We start from the raw sequence: 19,397 nt of genomic DNA, 5'->3' as shown, positions 1-19,397 counted from the left end.
TTTAACATAAAACGAACTTTCTTTGCGTTAAAGTCGCCCCCCTTTAAAATAATACTTAGACCTTCAGCCCGTTGCTGAGGGTCTCTTTTTTTATTAAGTTAAAAAAATGGTCACATTGGTTAATTTATTTTCTTATCTGCTCGTCTAGATATAGATATGATGAAGGTAGTTCGCCAAAATGGACAAGCTGCCGTTTGGAATTTGGAATAAGAAAGGGGACCTCAATGGCTCTATTGAAAGCGCTTAATTTTACTGCCTTCAAAGGAGCACAACAACTAGACAGAGACATCGATCTGAGGCATGTATTAAATAGTTTATACGGAGGAGTCGAGCATGTTAAAAAGAAGTTTATCTGTTATTCTTGCTTTTACTATTTTAATAAGTCTATTTACTTATGGACCGGGTGCGTCTCTTGCGGCAGCGCCTGATCAGCCTGGGGTTACGATGACGACAACCAATTCGGTGAGTTTGTCATGGCCAGCTGTACAAGGTGCGGCTAGTTATAACGTATACCGCTCCTTAAGCAGCAACGGTGTTTTTGCCAAGGTCAACACCTCGGATATTTCATTGAACAACTATGCTGATTCAGGATTGGACGCTAACACCAGATATTACTATAAGGTTTCATCAGTGAGCGCTGGTATAGAATCCGCTCTTTCTGTAGAAGCCTCTAGCTTAACGCAGCCTGACTTCGGTCCCAATGTCTATGTGTTTGATCCAACAACGCCTGCAGCAGACATTCAAACAATTAGTACGGATGTATTTACGAAACAAGAAAAGAATCAATTCGGCAGTGAGAGATATGCACTGCTCTTTAAGCCAGGCTCCTACAATGCTAATATTCGAATGGGTTTCTACACGCAAGTGTCGGGCTTAGGGCAATTGCCTGATGATGTTACTATCAATGGCGGGGTGACGGTCGATGCGGATTGGGCGGGAAGTCATAATGCTACTCAAAACTTTTGGCGTTCCATCGAAAATCTGGCCGTAGCACCATCAAGCGGCGATATGAAATGGGCTGTTTCACAGGCAGCGCCTATGAGACGTTTGCATGTGAAAGGGAATTTGACCTTACATGACCAAGGCGGATGGGCAAGCGGGGGATTTCTGGCCGATACCGTCGTTGATGGAACGGTGACGTCTGGATCACAGCAGCAGTGGTTCTCCAGAAACAGCAAATGGGCAACTTGGAGTGGTTCGGTTTGGAACACGACGATTGTTGGCTCCGTTAATGCCCCTGTGGAAAACTGGCCAACAAATGCTTTTACAATTGTCGATAAAACGCCTGTGATTCGAGAGAAGCCTTTCCTTACTTTCGATGCAGCAGCTAATCAGTATAAAGTATTTGTGCCGAGTGTTGCCACTAACACAAGTGGAACCAGTTGGGCTAGCGGGTCTACGGCCGGAACTTCTATACCGATAGAAAATTTCTTTATAGCTAATCCTGCAACACCTGTTGCCAGCATTAATTCCGCGCTCGATCAAGGTAAGAACCTGCTGTTTACACCAGGTGTCTACCATCTCACGGATACAATTAGGGTAACGAAACCCGACACCGTGGTACTTGGTCTTGGACTTGCTACGCTGCACTCGGACAACGGCATTGTAGCCCTTTCGGTTGCGGATGTAGATGGCGTCAAAATCGCCGGGCTCCTTTTTGAAGCAGGAAGCGTAAGTTCGCCTGTTCTCTTGCAGCTCGGACCCAAAGGCAGCTCCACTAATCATGTGAGTAATCCAAGCTCGCTTCATGACCTCTTTTTTAGGGTCGGTGGGGATGCTCTTGCCAAAGCGGAAGTTTGTATTGAGATAAACAGCAATAATGTCATCGGCGACCATTTCTGGGTATGGCGTGCAGATCACGGAACAGGTGCTGCGTGGAATTCCAATACCACGACGAATGGTATGGTTGTAAACGGGAATGATGTCACCATATATGGACTCTTCGTTGAACATTTTCATCAGTACCAGACCGTATGGAACGGCGATCGCGGAAAAATGTACTTTTATCAAACCGAAATCCCGTATGATGTTCCTGACCAAGACAGTTGGATGAGCAGCAGCGGTACTGTCAATGGCTATGCTTCCTATAAAGTAGGCGATTCAGTAACCTCACATGAAGCTTACGGTTTGGGTATTTATTCCTTTTTTAGAGACGCGGAAGTGAAGCTTGAAAGCGGGATAGAAATTCCGGATAAAGCAGGTGTCAAAATACACCATGCAACTTCGGTGTACTTAAGTGGTTTTGGCGAAATAACGCATATTGCGAATGCCATGGGAACGACTGTGAAAAAAGGTGCAATGCGAGCGACTCTCGGAGATTACATACCAAGAACAGTTGCAAGCATTACTTCTGTCAGTCTCTCAACGATTACAGGAAAAGCACCTGTATTGCCTGCTGTTGTCACACAGATTTTCAACGATTCTACAACAAAACAGGCAGTAGTTACTTGGGAAAGCATCGCTCCTTCCCAGTATGCGTCTACAGGAAGTTTTACGGTAAATGGAACAGTAACCGGGACTTCGATCAAAGCCGTGGCTAATGTTACGGTAGCAGCAGCCCCGAACGTAGCGGTGACGGATATTGTAGTATCCGGGGCTGGCAACGCAAAAGCGATCACAACGAAGGACGGAACCCTTCAAATGTCTGCAGTGGTAACTCCTGCGAATGCGGATAATGCGGCGGTTACTTGGTCCATCGTAAGTTCTAACGGAACCGCAACAAATCTCGCGTCGATTAGCAGCGGAGGACTGTTGACGGCTATGAAGGATGGAACGGTAAAAGTCATTGCGACTGCGAATGATGGTTCAGGCGTCACAGCAAGCCAGGTCATCACGATCAGCGGGCAAACTGTAAAAGTCTCGAATATTACTGTGAGCGGACAAAACAGTGTAACCGAAGCAACCTATAAAGGTGCTACATTGCAAATGCTTGCTGATGTGCAGCCTCTGAATGCCACGGATCGAACATTTACGTGGTCGGTTATCAACGGAACCGGTACCGCGACAATTGACACGGCAACAGGTGTGTTAAAAGCGCTGAGCGACGGTACGGTGAGCGTTATCGCGACTGCCAAGGATGGTTCTGGTACAACGGGACAACAAACGATCACCATTAGTGGTCAATCGTTGGTTTTGGGGAATGGATGGACGTGGATCAACGAAAATCGAGATAATTGGGCAATCACGCCAATGAATCCCAATGCCATGAAATTAACGACGATTGAAGGAAGCTGGGGCGGGACGAAGCCGTCTAATATTCTTCTGAGGGACCCTGGGACTACAGGAGATTTTACCATTTCCACAAAACTGAGCTTTGCTGCCACAAACAATTATGAGTGGGCAGGATTAATCATTTATCAGGATGACGGTAAGCTAAACACCTTGATTTCATTGGGACGACAAGCCAATGGGAATCCTGCCTCCAAACAAATCAGGTTTTCTCAAGTAAAGACAGGTACGCAAACAGACAAAAGTTACACAGATCCTGTGGCTCCTGGTGATGTTTATTTGAGAATTGATAAAGTCGGAACGACCTATAAAGGTTTTTACAGTGCGGATGGGGTCAATTGGACTCAAGTTGCAGACACCTTTACGCTTGCATTGACGAATCCTAAAGTAGGGATTTTTGATAGAAAATTAGGTGGAAATGCGGCTAAAACAGCAGAATTTTCGGAGTTTAATTTGAGCGGTACAGTTGTACCCTATTGGAGTCCAGTTCAATCTGTCAGTGTTACAGGAGAAGGCGGAGCAGGGGTAATTACTTCCGATAATGGCGCACTGCAAATGTCAGCACAAGTACTGCCTTTGAATGCAAGCTCCAATTCGGTCACTTGGTCGGTCTATAACGTAGACAGTAGCGCGACCGATAAGGCAACGATCAGTACAAGCGGATTGTTAACCGCCGTTAAGAACGGACAAGTGAAAGTAGTAGCCAAGGCTTATGATGGTTCCGGCGTAATCGGAAGCGCGATAATCGATATTTCCGGGCAAGTGAATACTCCGCCGACTATTGAAGCCGTATCAGCAGGAGACGGGCAAGTCACAATTGGTTGGAGTCCCATGAGCGGGGCGGTTACCTATTCGGTTTATCAGAGAACGGCAGACGGTTTTTATGGAACTGCTGCGTCAACGGTGAGCGGGAATGTATACAGCTATAACGCGACAGGTTTGGAAAACGGTACGACCTATTATTTTGTTGTTAAAGCGGTGTATCCAGGAAAAGTAAGCGAGGCGTCCAATGAAGTAAGCGCGACTCCGCAAGCGCCTGTTCCGAACATTGCCGTAACCGGCATCACACTAAACCAATCTAGCTTCAGTTTGACTAAAGGCGATTCTAGTGTGTTAACGGCAACTGTGCTCCCGACAAATGCAGCGAATCAGGCTGTTACTTGGAGTTCAAGCAATATTAATGTTGCCAAGGTAGATGCCAATGGGAACATTACGGCTATCTCATCCGGCTCCGCGATCATTACTGCAACGACTGCCGATGGCGGGTTCACGGCAACTTGTTCCGTTACTGTATATGCACAGCAAACTGGCGGAGGTGGAGGTGTTGGTGGTTCACCATACCAACCAGCAACGGACACTGTTCTAACTGTTACAACTACTCAACTATCGAACAATCAAAATGGCACAACGATTATCGAGGTTCCGACGAGCATTTCGGAGATTAGACTTCCTGCAAATACAGCCGATCTGATCAACTCCAACCATTTGGAGATCAAGTCAGATGCATTATCTCTTTCTATTCCCTCTGAGGTGTTTAAGCAATTAACAGATAAGCTCACGGTTGATGAATTAAAGGGCGGTATGATATCACTGAAGCTGGACGTAATCGCAAAGGCTGATGCGAAAGATCTTATCCACACAATCAATCTGTCAGCGAACTCGGAAAATAAACTAGCCGGCGATGTGTATGAATTCCATTTATTCATTCAGACATCTAATGGGAAGATCGTTGAACTTTCGAAATTTAATAAGCCGATTACAATTGAGCTAAAGAATCCTGTATCAATGAATCCTAAATTGGTAGGCATCTATTATATTGCTGATGACGGAACACTGACGTATGTCGGCGGCAAATTGCACAATGATTTCCTCGCGGCCGAGATCAGCCATTTTAGTAAATATGCTGTAATTGAAGTTACGAAGACCTTTGCTGATGTGCCCTCCGGCCATTGGGCTTCCAACGTGATCAAAGAGCTTGCAGCGAAACAATTCGTTAATGGTACGAGCGCCACTACCTTCGAACCGGAGCGCAGCGTAACGCGTGCCGAGTTTACAGCGCTTCTCGTGAGAGCGTTAAATCTCACGGAAAAAGGCGCAACGGTATTTAGCGACGTGCAGTCCGGTGATTGGTACGCGGATGCAGTCTCTGTCGCAGTGAAGGCAGGAATTGTACAAGGCAAGCTGGCGGCGTTGTTCGATCCGAACGCACCCATTACCCGCGAGGAAATGGTCACGATGCTGCTCAGAGCTTACGAGTACAAGTATGGTAAAGTCTCCAACAAAGCAACACATTCATTCGCAGATGAAGATCAAATATCATCGTGGGCAACTGAATTTGTGCAAACGGCGGCGACTCTCGACCTGATCCAAGGGCGTGGAGCAGACAAATTCGATCCGAAAGGCATTTCTACTCGTGCAGAGGCCGCTCAGATCCTATTTAATCTATTAGTAGCTACCAAGGCGCTATAACCATAAAATAAGGGGCAATTCATTTAGCAAAGTAATTTGCTAAACGGATTGCCCCTTTTATTTGCGATTTTGTCGTACCAGACCTGATATTAACTAGTTATAGGGCGGCCTCACTCCATCACATCAAACTACGGTTCATCGTAAATTCCACCGGAAATGATTAGACGACAATGCCAATGCATGTTCATTTTGACGAACCTCCCTGCTTTTAAAAAAAGTGAAGCTTATGCTCGTTAAAACCTCTTCGTGACATCCTTTAAACGGAAAATCAGGTATTGCGTAAGATGACATATACCAATATTCCTGCGAGAAAAAGTGTTGAGATCAATGAGATTAGCTTAAAGAAAGTTTCAACTCTTGATTTCATATCAGTACCTCTTTAATAGTTGATAAGACGCAGGAAAATCGGCATTTATTCTTTTGTTTTATAAACAATAAGGATGGAACTACGTTGGAGTCCTGCATCATGCTTTCCTGTCTTCAGGATAGAGCCGTAGCATACGTTAATAACCTGATCATCCGTCAACTCAGCCAAAAATTGATTAGCTCTCGACTCTGCGTAGGATGAATCCGTGTCCAGAAATTCTTTTACTTGAATCACCTTTTAACCCCCTTTCATATACATTAAATGTAAAAAAAGAACAGAAATACAACAAGACATCCCGATCTAGATGCGGAATGTCTTGCATATTCCTTTGACCATACCATCGAAAGAAATCGCTGTCAATTCCAATTTTCCATCAACCTCCTAATTAGGTGAGAAGTAAATAAATTTGTTACTTTCGGAAAGGGGAATACCTTTCGATCAATAAGGAATACGCATGATCAGGCAACTCCAGTTAGGATTAATTTTCTATAAAGTGGAAGTCTGAGTTATCAATCCACTCATTGCATTTTTGCAGATACTTGTTAGACTTGGGTTAAAGTCAAATGCAATGGACAAGGAGATCAGATATGGTGACTCGCAGTGATGTCGCCCGGCATGTTGGAGTTTCAGATGCTGTGGTATCTTATGTGCTTAACAATAAAAGCTTCGTTAAGGAAGAAACACGGATGAAAGTGCTGCAGGCCATAGAAGAGCTGGGCTACCAACCGAACCACACGGCCCGGAGCCTGAAGACGAAGAAAAGCTTTCAACTGGCAGTTCTGACGAATTACATCGGCAATCCGTTTGAGGCCGGTCTCCTTCTACACCTGGAGGCAGCGGCACGGAATCATGGCTATATGATCACTTATCAGAGTTATTGTGACGGTCGGGAGGACGAGTTGAAAATCCTGTTGGCCGGACGAGTGGACGGTATCGTGCTTTTGGGGCAGAGTTTGGATGCGGGGACACGGGAGTTTTTCTTGAAACGAAATGTACCGATGGTATCGGTTATGAAGCAGGTGCAGGGGGATGTCGTCAGTGTGGATATGGACTGGGAGGCAGCCTACTTGCAGATCATCCGGGAATTGGTTCGCTTGGGACACCGGCATATCGCATTCATGTCTCATAGCAATCTGCTTGACCCGCTCTGCTGCAGATTGGAAGGTTTCATGCGGGCTATGCAGTCGGACGAAACTTTTCGGTCTATGGACTGCACCTTCCTTACCGGGGGAGGCCGGTATGAGACGGCTTATCAGATGGTCATGGAGCTTGCTGAAGCGCCGGAGTTCACTGCTGTCTTGTGCGCTAACGATTTGATGGCCATCGGGGTGAATGCCGCCTGCAGGTCCAGAGGCTGGAACGTTCCGGATCGATTGTCGATCATCGGCTCAGAGAACATTCTGATGGTGTCTGAGACCCATCCTCCCATCGCTGCACTGGTATATCCGAGGTCGGAAGCAGCCTATGCGGCTATCGATATTTTGATGCAGCTCATCGCAGGGCATAGTGTGAACAGCAAGGTGCTGACTGCGGACTTCGTAGAACGCCCAAGTCTGGCTGGTGCGGCAAAGCACTCGTAAGTTCCAGATTTTATAGGAAGAAGGCTAACGAAGCAAGGAGTGCGTTGAATGAAATCAGCTAGAATGATGTATGCAAATCTAAGCTTGAGAGTGCGACTAACTTCTTCGTACATTGCGCTGATCGTCGTCTCGATGACTGTACTCGGCGTAGGTTATTATGCGAAGAGTTCGGAAGTTATCTTGGAGAACGCAAGCGGAACGTATTTGGGGTTAGTGAAAAGCAGCAATCAGTCCTTGGATGCGAAGTTTGCGAGTGTAGAGCAGAGCGCGATCAATATGCATCTGGATGAAGATTTATTCGAATTGTTTAACACAGCCGATTTGCAAAAGAAATATTTTGATTATGAAAACGATAGAAAAGTAACCCGGGTTCTACAGAAATATTTTCCTACTTCGGAAGATGTGTACTCGGTAAATTTGGCCACGAAAGATTACACCTTTGGGGGAAATCCTAATTTCTGGATTCCGAAAAAGGATTTCTCCGCTTCTGATATTTACCAGATTGGGATGAGTTCCAAAGATCATACGTTATGGGTTCCAACCTATAATTTACTTGAGAAATTTTACGCCTCCTCTGCAGTATCCAGCACGAAAGACCAGTATGTATTTACAGCCACTAGGCTGATTAATTTATCGATTGTCTCCAATAACTTGTTGAGATCTATGGATAAAGAGGCAGAAAGGCCGATTCTTCTCGTTAATTTCCAGGAATCCATGATTAGTAGGGCGTTTAAAGAGAGTCTTGTTGTTAAGGACTCTTACTACTATGTTTTGACCAAAGACAACAAGGTCGTTTCAACTTCCAATCGAATCGCTTCTGGGCCTGTAAGCCAGGAATGGATCAACAGTGCCATAGCGAGGAAGAACGGAACCGAATTTGTACAAGTGGACGGGAAAAAGATGGTCGTTTGCTTTGACGTGATTGATACGACAGGCTGGTTGTCTGCGGTTTTTATCCCGTATGACAATCTGTTGAAAACGATGCCAAATATGTTCAGCTATACGCTCTATTCCACTCTATTGGTCATTGGCTTATCCATTTTTCTTGCCTCTTTCTTTTCAAGCCGAATTACCATGCCGCTTAAGAAGCTGATGTGGGGGATTAAACAGAGTGGGGAAGGGAATTTCAATACGAGGATTGAAACTTACGGGGCTAGCGAAGTTAATTTAATCATCCATAAATTTAATCAGATGAACGATAAGATCCAAGTTTTGATTGAGGAAAATTATGAAACGCATTTGAAAGAGATGGAGGCTGAGTTAAAGGCTCTGAATTTTCAATTCAACCCGCACTTTCTCTATAATACACTTAATATCATTAATTATTTAGCCATCGAAAATAAGCAGACGGTGATCAGCAATATGCTCGTGGAGCTTTCGGAGATGCTGGAATACACAGCTAAAAAGTCAGGCGAGGTGGCTTTCAGCGAAGATGTGAAATATTTACAAAATTACGATTATATTATGAGACAGCGGTTTGAAGATAAATTTCATATCGAATATCAGATCGATCCGGCCCTATATCGTTACACGGTGCCCAAGTTTTTCTTACAACCGTTCATGGAGAATGCGCTGATTCATGCTTTGGAAGACAGGGAAACAGGCGGGTGGATCCGGATATGCGGGCGGATTGAAGATACTACCAGGGTGTTTACTATTGAAGATAACGGAAAAGGCATGGAGCCGGATACGCTTATGCGCGTGCTAGCGACCATAGATGATCCCGTCAGCATGAGTAAATCGATCGGTATTGCCAATGTGAACAAGCGAGTTAAGCTCATTTATGGTGCTCAGTACGGTGTGAAAATCCAATCTCAAGGAAATAAAGGTACTATTATAACCATTACTTTACCACTGCCAACTACCTCGTGATGGGTAAAGAATGGACGTGGGATTGTCTCAGAGGGTCTATCCTGACCATCGAGGGCAGTCCTTTTTTATTTGGTGGAGATACTTGAGACGTCGAAAAAAGCTTTCTCACGTGTCGAGGCGATGTGAAATTGCTGCTTTTCCCTATGAAAATCAAAAATGTAAGGGTTTTCGGTACAAAAGTCCACCTTTTCACGTTTTTTAGAGTAGGATCGGCTGCACATATCACGATATGATGAAAGCGTAAACAAGATAACGTTATGGAGGGGTTTGAATGAAAGAAGGAAAAAAAGGACTGCTGACGGTCACTGGTTTACTCACTGTCTCCCTGCTTGCCGGTTGTTCATCAAGTGGTCAAACGAACTCAGGTGACGCTGCCGGAAACAGTGGTCAAGCTGCCCAGAAGGAAGTGGAAATTTCCTATTGGAGACCGCAAGCGAGCGGACCGGAAGACGATTTCTACGTACGAAGAGTTGATGAGTTCAATAAGGCTTACCAAGGGAAAATCAAGTTGAAAATGGAGCCGATTACAAGAGGAAACTCATTTGCCTATGAAGATAAAATTAATGCGGCCGTAGCCTCACATACACTTCCGGACGTGCTTTCCATGGATGGTCCGAATGTTGCGAATTACGCAGCGTCCCAAATCGTCATTCCATTGGATGAATATTATACCAAAGACGATCTGAACGACTTCGTTCCTTCCATTATTCAGCAAGGGACCTACAAAGATAAATTTTATGCCGCCGGGCTAGCCGAGTCTTCTGTCGTCTTGTTCTACAACAAAAAAATTATGAAACAGTACGGCATTGAACCTCCAACGAATATTAAGGATGCTTGGACTTGGGATCAGTGGTATGACGTGATGAAGAAGACAGCACAGAACGATGTGTTCGGCACGAACATGATCAATGACAAAGGCGAGTGGATGACGTACGCTTTCGAGCAAATGTGGATTTCAGCGGGAACGGACATTGTCAATAAAGAAGGTACGTCAGCGAAGGGGTGGGTTAACAGCGACAAGGGACTTGCGGCTGCAAATTTCTTGCAAAAGCTGGCGAAAGAGAAACTGTTTAACATTGATCCGAAGCCGACCGAGTTCGAAGAGGGCAAAGCTGCGACAAAGCTGGGCGGACCGTGGAACATTCCGGGCTTTAAGAATTATCCGGATTTGGAATGGGGAATTACCTATTTCCCTAAAAAAGCCGACGGCAGTGTGACCTCTCCATCGGGCAGTTGGGCTATCGGCGTATCCACAGACAGTAAGCATCCGAAGGAAGCGGCGGAAGTGATGAAGTGGATGACGAACAAAGACAGCTCCGCTCAGCTTGCCAAAGCAATCAGCATGCCGGCCAGCAGGAAATCGGCCTATGACAGTCTGCCGGAATATAACGATCTTCCTTTGCGAATCATTAAGGAGCAGGTGACGACGGTATCCCATGCAAGACCGGTCACACCGGCCTATCCGGTGCTGACGCAAAAGTTCGCTGAAGCATTAACGGACATTATGATGGGCGCTGATGTGAAGAAATCTTTGGATAATGTGGCTGATTCTTACGATGAGGAATATAAACGAAACTTTAAAAACTAAATCTATGCATGTTAACGCAGAAACGGCATCAGGACAGCTCCTTCGGCAGGATGCCGCTCTCTGCGGTCATTTAGAAGATAACATTAGATTGACGATTCCAGAATTATTGGATTCTTGGAGAGGAGTGATGATTGATCCATGCAGAACGTTAGTACACAAGTCCATGCAAGCACAAAGTCTAAAGTGACATCAATCGGACTTCAGAAGCGAAGAGAGTCTATCACGGGATATTCATTTATTCTGCCAGCTGTGATCCTGTTGATTGTATTCCTGTTGCTGCCTTTTTTGTTGGCGGTGGTGTTCGGATTCACCAAATTTAATTTACTGAGGCCTGATCAGATTACATTTACGGGCCTGGATAATTATATGCTCCTTTTTAAGGATAAGCTCTTTTATAAATCCTTGTATAACACAATGTATTTCACTGTCATCGTCGTGCCTGTCCAATCAGCGGTAGCGCTGCTGCTGGCCTTGTTAGTCAACAATCAACTTAAGATGAGAAATGTATTCCGGATTGCTTACTTTAGCCCGGTTATTACATCCATGACGGTTATCGCGATTTTGTGGATTTCTCTGTATAACCCGAATGAGGGATTGATCAATTCCGCTTTACATATCTTTGGCATACCGAAGCAGCCTTTCCTCCGAAGCGCGGATCAGGCGATGAATTCCATTATCTTTATGTCCGTATGGCAAGCAGCGGGATATCAAATGATGATATTTCTGGCGGGACTACAAAGTATACCGAAAGATTTGTATGAAGCATCGGCGATGGACGGGGCGAATAAGTTTCAACAGCTCAAATTTATTACGATTCCAAGTTTGTACAATGTCATCGTATTCGTTCTGACGATTACGACGATTCAAGCGGTGAAGCTGTTCACTCAACCTTACGTAATGACGGGCGGCGGTCCGGAGAATTCCACAAGAACGCTTGCGCTGCTCATTTACCAGCAAGGGTTCCAATTCAGGAATGCAGGTTATGCATCCGCCGTATCCGTCATTTTTTTCCTCATTGTAGTCGTGATTTCGTTTTCTATGAAGAAATTTTTTAAAGATAGATGAGATTAGGAAGGAGATGAGCTCATGGCTGATCGTAAGATTAAAATTTTCATCTATGCGTCTAATATTATCATGTCGGTGCTCTTTATTATCCCGCTGCTATGGATGGTCGTTTCATCGCTCAAACCGGAAAATCAAATTTTCGCAGATTTAGGCTCGATCAAGTCTTTACTTCCTACGAATATAACATTTGATAACTATATAAAAGCTTTCGACCGGATTCCCATGATGAAATACTTATTTAACAGTTTGTTCTATGTCTCGGTTATCGGCATAAGCGGCTTAGGGGTGAATTCGATCTGCGGATATGCGCTGGCCAAGCTTAATTTTAAAGGGAAAGGCGTTATCCTTACCGCCATCATTGCGCTGATGATCGTACCGTTTGAAAGTATAGTGATGCCGCTCTATTTCGTCGTCAACGGATTGAGCTGGGTGAACACTTGGCTGGCGCTTATCGTCCCGTTTATTGCGAACTGCTTCAGCATTTTCATGTTCCGCCAGTTTTTTATGGATATACCGAACGAACTTCTGGAATCGGCGGCGATTGACGGCTCCTCTCCTCTGAAGACGTTTCTGAAAATTGTAATTCCCCTCTCTGGCCCCGTATTTACGACGGTTTTCATACTGGACTTTATCTCGCATTGGGGGGATTTTATGTGGCCTATTCTGGTCACAACAGGAGAATCTTTGAGGAACATACAGCTCGGCATTCAAACGTTCTTTACACTTCCTCCTATTTTCTACGGGCAAATCATGGCGACGCTTACGTTCACCACCTTGCCAATCGTCGTGATTTTTCTGCTTCTGCAAAAGTACTATGTACAGGGGATCACCAGCACCGGAATCAAAGGGTAACTTGACTCGGGAAATTCGACCGGGCATCATTCTATGCGAATTGAGGTAATTGAATGACAAACGAACTTTACAGACCGCAATTTCATTTTTCCCCGCAGCAAAATTGGATGAACGATCCCAATGGACTCGTCTATTTCCATGGTGAATACCATTTGTTTTATCAATATCATCCTCATGGAACGACTTGGGGACCCATGCATTGGGGCCATGCGATTAGCAGGGACCTTGTGCACTGGGAGCATGCTCCGATTGCTTTGGAGCCCGATGAGCATGGGCAAATATTTTCCGGCAGTGCCGTTGTGGATTGGCAGGATACGACCGGTTTTTTTAACGGAGAGGCCGGCTTGGTTGCTATTTTCACGCATCATGATCAAGACCCGGATAGCGATCTCCGAAGAGAGCGCCAAAGTTTGGCTTACAGCAGCGATTACGGCAGAACCTGGACCACGTATAGCGGCAACCCGGTGCTGTCGGATGCCAGATTCCCGGATTTCCGTGACCCGAAGGTGTTCTGGCATCCACAGACAAATCAATGGATCATGATACTGGCCTCCGGTCAAACGGTAAGCATCTATCATTCGGCGAATTTGAAGGATTGGTCCTTTGCCAGTCAATTCGGAGAGGGGGAAGGGGCACATATCGGTGTCTGGGAATGTCCTGATTTATTCGAGCTTGCGATTGACGGGGATCCTGCCAGAACGAAATGGGTCATGCTGGTCTCCATCGGCAATTCCGCGGAGTATCGCGAAGGCTCCAGAACGCAGTACTTCATTGGTGATTTCGACGGTACCGTGTTTAAGAACGATGCCTCTCCGGAAACGGTTAAGTGGCTCGATAGCGGGAGAGATAATTACGCGGGAGTCAGCTGGTCGGACGTTCCGGCTAAGGATGGCCGCCGCATCTATGTCGGATGGATGAGCAACTGGAAATATGCGCAGGTGACGCCAACGATAAGCTGGCGCAGCGCCATGACAATCCCAAGAACGTTAAGTTTAATTAGCCGCCAGGATCAAATAATACTCATACAGCAGCCTGTTGAAGAATTAAACCGGTTGAAATTAGACTCTTCTAGCTGGGATGAAACGATCGTGGAGCCCGGTTGCAATCTGCTGTCCCAACTTCATCTTCCGTGTTTTGTGCTAGAGGCTGAGTTTGAATTACAGACTGCGGCAGAATTTGGATTCAAAGTCCGAGCATCAGATTTATCCGAAACTGTGGTAGGCTATGAAGTAGAAAAGCAAGAGATTTTTGTTGATCGTTCTCGTTCCGGTGAGATTGCCTTTCATGCGGATTTCCCTGGCAGACATGGGGTCACGATAGAAACGTCGGACCGGCGCCTCAAGCTGCATATATGGGTGGATACGTCATCGATCGAAGTGTTTGCAGGCGATGGGGAAGCCGTTATAACCGATTTAATATTTCCCGGAGAAGAAGAGCAAGGTCTGGAAATCTATGCACTTCATGGAACAGTTAAACTGATCTCGCTGAATATAACTCCGCTGAAGAGCATTTGAACATAAACCGGTGTTCCCGCAAAATAAACGGACTAGGCTTCGAAGAGTCACAGTGTCATTTTGTGGGGAGATATAGGGATCTTTGATCGGAGATCAAAGTTTCACATTTTTAGGAGGCTTGCATGCAAAACATACTGGTAGTGGATGATGAGGCCATACAGCGAAGAGTATTGGCCAAAATGATCAGGGAAGCCAGACCTAACTGTCAAGTGCTGGAAGCCAAAAACGGTCAAGAAGCATTAGGGGTCATCCAGCGGGATGACATCGATATTGTGTTCACGGATATTAAGATGCCTATTCTGGACGGTTTAGAACTGATTGAGGAGATGAACACTTCATCTCATGACATTAAGGTAATTATACTCAGCGGTTACCGGTATTTTGAATATGCGCAAAAGGCGATTCAACTGGGGGCTTTTGATTATTTAGTGAAGCCCGTGAAAGAGGAAAGCATAGCTCAAATACTGGATAAAGTGGAGAGCAGCATCCAAAAAGAAAAAACGAATCAGCTCGAAAATGAAGAAATCAAGCAGCAGTTGAACAGAACCTTATCCGTCTATTATGAGCGTCTTCTCTCTGACTGGGTTACGGGAGGGATAGCCGAGACCCAGTGCGCAGAGATTCGTCAACAATTTTCCTTGCAAAGCAGGGGGATCGTGATTGTAGCCAAGCTGAACGATGAAAGTCTGCTGATGGACCCGCTCTATAGTGTGGAGCGCATGAAAAGCGATATGTTAAGCGGGATAGAAGGCCGGAGCAGCAGAATCGGTCCTTCCGTCTCGTTCTACTCCGGCGAGGATAAGAGCGTGTTAATCACAGTGTTGACCATGGTTCAACCCTTTGCCGAAGAAATGGGGACGCTGACGAAGTTGTTGAAAGAGTTCACTGCACAAACGTTCGAGCAATTTGGGATGTCTTTGACGATCGGGATTGGAGAGGAACGCAGCAATCTGTTCCAGGAAGCGAGGCATTCTTGCAAAGAAGCGCTGACAGCGGCTTCTTTTCGCTATTTTTTGCATACACAAGATGTGATCCGGTACTCGGAAATTAGCGGTCGTATTCGCACCATGCATTATGATTATTTAAAAGAGGAAGAGCTGTTCAAGGAATTCATCCGTAAAACAAAGAGCGAGCAGATCGTTAAACATGTCGATGATTGGTTTGAGCGTATCCTAGAAAACGGAATGCCTTATCCCGATCAATGGAATAAAGCTGTAATCCGTATGGTATCTGGTGTAGCTTCCGTGATTAAAGACTTTGTAACGGATCAAGATTATAAGGATATCCTGCTCGAGGCCGAAACCTTGCTGTCTGCCAGCAGCGATTATGCCATATGTAAAAAGCGGTTTCTAGATACGCTTCTGCAGTTTTTGGACATCATCCTTAAGAGCCGTTCCAAAAAGCACGAATCCGTTATTGAAACATGTCTTCATTATTTGGAGATGCATTATATGGAGGATTTATCCTTGGACCGGGTAGCGAATCATTTGTTTTTTAGCCCAAATTATTTGAGTCTGATGTTCAAAAATCATTTGGGTATGACATTCAGTAAATATTTGACCGACATGCGGATTAAAAAAGGGATCGAACTGCTTCAAAACAGCACCATGAAAGTTTATGAAATTGCACCCAAAGTCGGCTTTAAGGATGAGAAGTATTTCTATAGAGTGTTTAAAAGTCGATTTGGTGTGACTCCTGACGAATATCGTAGGAACAATCATCTGCATAAGAAGGAGGTATATTAAGATGCTGCGTATTGGAGCTATCGAAGCTGGAGGGACTAAGTTCGTTTGCGGTATCGGGAATGACTCTGGCGTTGTCGAGGATCAAATAAGTTTTCCAACGGAATATCCGGATCAGACTTTAGAAAAAGTGATCAACTATTTTGTGGATAAAAATGTGGCAGCAATTGGAATCGGATCATTTGGACCCATTCATGTTGATCCCAATAGTCCCTTCTATGGCTATGTTACCACGACGCCTAAGCCAGGGTGGGCTAATTATAATTTCCTTGGTACATTGAAGCAAGCTTTCGATGTCCCCTTCGGATGGGATACGGATGTGAATGCTGCGGCGCTTGGAGAAGCGAAATGGGGAGCTGCCAAAGGGCTTGATAGCTGTGTATATTATACGATTGGTACCGGAATCGGGGTAGGCGTATACATGGAGGGGCGTTTGGTTCATGGACTTGTACACCCCGAAGGCGGTCATGTTTTGGTCAGACGTCATAAGGAAGACCACTTCGAGGGAATGTGTACGTATCATGGGGATTGCTTTGAGGGGCTTGCTGCAGGTCCGGCTATTGAGAAGCGGTGGGGGTTGAAAGGAAATGAGATGCCGGCAGATCATCCGGCGTGGGAAATAGAAGCCTATTATATTGCCCAATCTGTGAGTTCGACGATATTCATGCTATCCCCGAAAATCGTCATTTTGGGCGGAGGCGTCATGCACCAACAGCAACTATTTCCATTGATACGTGCTAATGTTCAACGGAATTTGAACGGTTACATCAGCAGTCCGGCTATACTAGATGATATTAACAGCTACATCGTAGCTCCGGGTTTAGGAAATAATGCAGGTTTGAGCGGAGCGCTTGCCTTGGGATTAGAGGCTTTAAAGAAGAGCTAGACAGATTTCAGCGTTCAATTTCTTCTAAAAGCTTGAGAAATCAAGCTTTTTTAAAACGATACGGGAGGAGCTGCCACACGGCGGCTTCTTTTTTTAGGACAATTTTTCCATCTTCGTCCATTGGCAGGAGAGTTTCTTATAACCATTTAGTAACTGTCCATCGAATTGCATAGAGGATAAAATGATTAGAGATGAGTCGGGCTTCAGTCACAGCACTTTAAGATTAAATCGATCACATAACTTTTAAAGAATAAGAATTGCGGTGACTTTTTATGAAGAATATTAATTTTGAGCATATTGTCACAAGCCTTCGGGCTACAGGGTGCGTATTCGCCGAAGATGAGGCCCGGATACTCATGTCAGCAGCCCGGACGTCTGATGAGCTTGCTGCTATGGTGGGTCGGCGATCCGAAGGCTTTCCACTTGAGCACGTCATTGGCTGGGCGGAGTTCTACGGTCTGCGGATCGCGGTGGATCCGGGAGTCTTCATCCCCCGTCACCGCACAGAGTTTCTCGTTCGTCAGGCCGCAGAAATTGCCAAGTCAGGAGCCATCGTCGTTGATCTATGCTGCGGTTCGGGCGCTTTGGGAGCTGCGCTGGCAGCAACATTGGAACGGATTGAGCTGTATGCCGTCGACATTGACCCGGCAGCCGTACAGTGTGCCCGCCGTAATCTTGATGCCGCCGGTGGTCACGTATACGAAGGTGACCTTTTCGAGGCGCTGCCCACGAAACTGCTTAACAGCATCGACATCCTGCTCGCTAACGTACCCTATGTGCCAACCGGCGCTATCGAGCTCCTTCCTTCGGAAGCCCGTATTCATGAAGCTCGGATTGCGCTTGACGGGGGTGTAGATGGGCTTGACTTCCAACGACGGGTGGCGACAGTGGCGCCGCTCTGGCTGGCACCGGGCGGCCACTTGTTGGTTGAGATTAGCGAGCGGCAGGCGCCGCAGACTGTCGAGATTTTTGCTCACAGCGGGCTGATCCCGAGAGTGGCCAGATTTGATGAACTGGATGCTACCGTCATCGTTGGAACCAGACCCTCCCTCTAGAGAGGGGGCAAACAGGTTCTCAAAAGCTCAATACGAATTAAGGAGAAATCGTCAAAAGCTTAATACCAGTTATGGGGAAATCCTGAAAAGATCAATATCAGCAAGGGGAGATCCAGCCTCAAAAGTCCAGTACCCAGTGACGAAAATTTGACTAGGAACGTATGTTCTTGTTACTATTAAAGGGATTTCGTATATAAGCGGTGAGGGGGATGTTGAAAGCAAATGAAAACGCCACATGTCTTCCTAAAGATTTGGTCTGACGCTAATCTTGATTTGCTTCGTCTAATTAATGCTCCTGAAATGATGGAACACCTTGGAGGCTCGGAAACGGAAGAGCAAATTCTAAATCGCCACAAACGGTACCTTGAGATCGACGGAAAGGGGACCGGCCGCATGTTCAGTATTGTGCTGCTTCCTGGATACGAGACCGTCGGCAGCGTCGGTTACTGGGATAGTATGTGGGAAGGCCAGAGCGTATACGAGATTGGCTGGAGTGTTTTACCGTCATTCCAAGGCAGGGGAATTGCGACCGCAGCTGTCGCAGAAGCTATCGCAAACGCAAACGTTGAGAAAAAGCATATGTATATGCATGCGTTTCCGTCTATTAACAACCCGGCGTCGAACGCAGTTTGCCAAAAGCTCGGCTTTCAATTGATGAGTAGTTGCGAATTTGAGTACCCTCCGGGAAACCTTATGCAGTGTAATGACTGGCGACTGGAGACTGATGCATCGAAGAATATTTTTACGGATGAAAGGTTGTAATACTTTTAAATACATGGTATATTGCAAATCCACCATTCAATGCGAATAAATAACTGTTTGTCCGAAGCGATGTATACTTCAGATGAATATGGGAAATTATTCTCTAAATAACAGCATGAACCAGTCAGGATCGTTCAATAAACTGATCGTGTTCAAAAATTTAAGAATGGTTCAAAAAAAACACTTGCAATTCATTTTTGAACATGGTATATTACTTTTCGCTGCTTCGGCAACGCGGCAGTGAGCGAAAGAAATTGATCTTTGAAAACTGAACAACGAGTGAGTAAAGCACAGTCGAGCAATCGACTATAAATGAGATTGAAAAATCTCGCTAGCAAGTCAATGAGTACAATTAAGCTTTTCTATTATGGAGAGTTTGATCCTGGCTCAGGACGAACGCTGGCGGCGTGCCTAATA

12 protein-coding genes are annotated in these 19,397 nt (G+C 45.6%); 11 read left to right on the top strand and 1 reads right to left on the bottom strand.

Features of this window, described 5'->3' with window-relative positions; translation table 11 throughout:
- Positions 1-333 precede the first annotated feature (333 nt).
- Positions 334-5,697 (top strand): Ig-like domain-containing protein, encoded by a 5,364-nt coding sequence (locus tag J2Z65_RS31715; RefSeq protein ID WP_167052638.1) that lies wholly within the window; start codon positions 334-336, stop codon positions 5,695-5,697.
- A 412-nt stretch (positions 5,698-6,109) separates the two neighbouring features.
- On the opposite strand, the gene J2Z65_RS31710 is transcribed toward J2Z65_RS31715, so the two are convergent.
- Complete coding sequence (locus J2Z65_RS31710; protein WP_167052636.1) at positions 6,110-6,298, bottom strand: sporulation protein Cse60; 189 nt, start codon at positions 6,296-6,298, stop codon at positions 6,110-6,112.
- Between the two features lie 353 nt (positions 6,299-6,651).
- On the opposite strand from J2Z65_RS31710, the gene J2Z65_RS31705 reads away from it, so the two are divergent.
- The 10 genes from J2Z65_RS31705 (at position 6,652) to J2Z65_RS31660 (ending at position 18,980) form a co-directional block, all read left to right on the top strand.
- Positions 6,652-7,644 carry a LacI family DNA-binding transcriptional regulator gene (locus J2Z65_RS31705; RefSeq protein ID WP_167052634.1) on the top strand — a complete coding sequence of 331 codons (993 nt, stop codon included), beginning with the start codon at positions 6,652-6,654 and terminating at the stop codon, positions 7,642-7,644.
- A 48-nt stretch (positions 7,645-7,692) separates the two neighbouring features.
- Positions 7,693-9,516 (top strand): sensor histidine kinase, encoded by a 1,824-nt coding sequence (locus J2Z65_RS31700; RefSeq protein WP_167052632.1) that lies wholly within the window; start codon positions 7,693-7,695, stop codon positions 9,514-9,516.
- 271 nt (positions 9,517-9,787) lie between these two features.
- Positions 9,788-11,104, top strand: coding sequence for an ABC transporter substrate-binding protein (locus J2Z65_RS31695; protein WP_167052630.1), 1,317 nt, complete (start codon positions 9,788-9,790; stop codon positions 11,102-11,104).
- 138 nt (positions 11,105-11,242) lie between these two features.
- Entirely contained in the window at positions 11,243-12,169 is a 927-nt protein-coding gene (locus J2Z65_RS31690) for a carbohydrate ABC transporter permease (RefSeq protein ID WP_167052628.1), read from the top strand.
- Positions 12,170-12,190: 21 nt separating this feature from the next.
- Complete coding sequence (locus J2Z65_RS31685) at positions 12,191-13,021, top strand: carbohydrate ABC transporter permease (RefSeq protein WP_167052626.1); 831 nt, start codon at positions 12,191-12,193, stop codon at positions 13,019-13,021.
- A gap of 53 nt (positions 13,022-13,074) precedes the next feature.
- A complete protein-coding gene (locus J2Z65_RS31680; RefSeq protein WP_167052624.1) occupies positions 13,075-14,535 on the top strand; it encodes a glycoside hydrolase family 32 protein in 1,461 nt (486 codons plus the stop codon).
- Positions 14,536-14,657: 122 nt separating this feature from the next.
- A complete protein-coding gene (locus J2Z65_RS31675; RefSeq protein ID WP_167052622.1) occupies positions 14,658-16,280 on the top strand; it encodes a response regulator in 1,623 nt (540 codons plus the stop codon).
- Positions 16,281-16,284: 4 nt separating this feature from the next.
- Positions 16,285-17,163, top strand: a complete 879-nt coding sequence (locus J2Z65_RS31670) for an ROK family protein (RefSeq protein ID WP_275690992.1) — start codon at positions 16,285-16,287, stop codon at positions 17,161-17,163.
- Positions 17,164-17,435: 272 nt separating this feature from the next.
- On the top strand, positions 17,436-18,218 hold the full coding sequence (locus J2Z65_RS31665; RefSeq protein WP_167052619.1) for a putative protein N(5)-glutamine methyltransferase: 783 nt from the start codon (positions 17,436-17,438) through the stop codon (positions 18,216-18,218).
- Between the two features lie 222 nt (positions 18,219-18,440).
- On the top strand, positions 18,441-18,980 hold the full coding sequence (locus J2Z65_RS31660) for a GNAT family N-acetyltransferase (protein ID WP_167052617.1): 540 nt from the start codon (positions 18,441-18,443) through the stop codon (positions 18,978-18,980).
- Positions 18,981-19,397: the final 417 nt, after the last annotated feature.

The organism is Paenibacillus aceris (genome assembly GCF_017874035.1).
Taxonomy (GTDB): domain Bacteria; phylum Bacillota; class Bacilli; order Paenibacillales; family NBRC-103111; genus Paenibacillus_E; species Paenibacillus_E aceris.
This window is presented reverse-complemented; position numbering and strand designations above follow the sequence as displayed.

What these genes read in the sequence shown, in the direction of transcription:
- J2Z65_RS31715 (WP_167052638.1), top strand. Translation starts at nt 334, where the DNA reads ATGTTAAAAAGAAGTTTATCTGTTATTCTTGCTTTTACTATTTTAATA.
- J2Z65_RS31705 (WP_167052634.1), top strand. Translation starts at nt 6,652, where the DNA reads ATGGTGACTCGCAGTGATGTCGCCCGGCATGTTGGAGTTTCAGATGCT.
- J2Z65_RS31700 (WP_167052632.1), top strand. Translation starts at nt 7,693, where the DNA reads ATGAAATCAGCTAGAATGATGTATGCAAATCTAAGCTTGAGAGTGCGA.
- J2Z65_RS31695 (WP_167052630.1), top strand. Translation starts at nt 9,788, where the DNA reads ATGAAAGAAGGAAAAAAAGGACTGCTGACGGTCACTGGTTTACTCACT.
- J2Z65_RS31690 (WP_167052628.1), top strand. Translation starts at nt 11,243, where the DNA reads ATGCAGAACGTTAGTACACAAGTCCATGCAAGCACAAAGTCTAAAGTG.
- J2Z65_RS31685 (WP_167052626.1), top strand. Translation starts at nt 12,191, where the DNA reads ATGGCTGATCGTAAGATTAAAATTTTCATCTATGCGTCTAATATTATC.
- J2Z65_RS31680 (WP_167052624.1), top strand. Translation starts at nt 13,075, where the DNA reads ATGACAAACGAACTTTACAGACCGCAATTTCATTTTTCCCCGCAGCAA.
- J2Z65_RS31675 (WP_167052622.1), top strand. Translation starts at nt 14,658, where the DNA reads ATGCAAAACATACTGGTAGTGGATGATGAGGCCATACAGCGAAGAGTA.
- J2Z65_RS31665 (WP_167052619.1), top strand. Translation starts at nt 17,436, where the DNA reads ATGAAGAATATTAATTTTGAGCATATTGTCACAAGCCTTCGGGCTACA.
- J2Z65_RS31660 (WP_167052617.1), top strand. Translation starts at nt 18,441, where the DNA reads ATGAAAACGCCACATGTCTTCCTAAAGATTTGGTCTGACGCTAATCTT.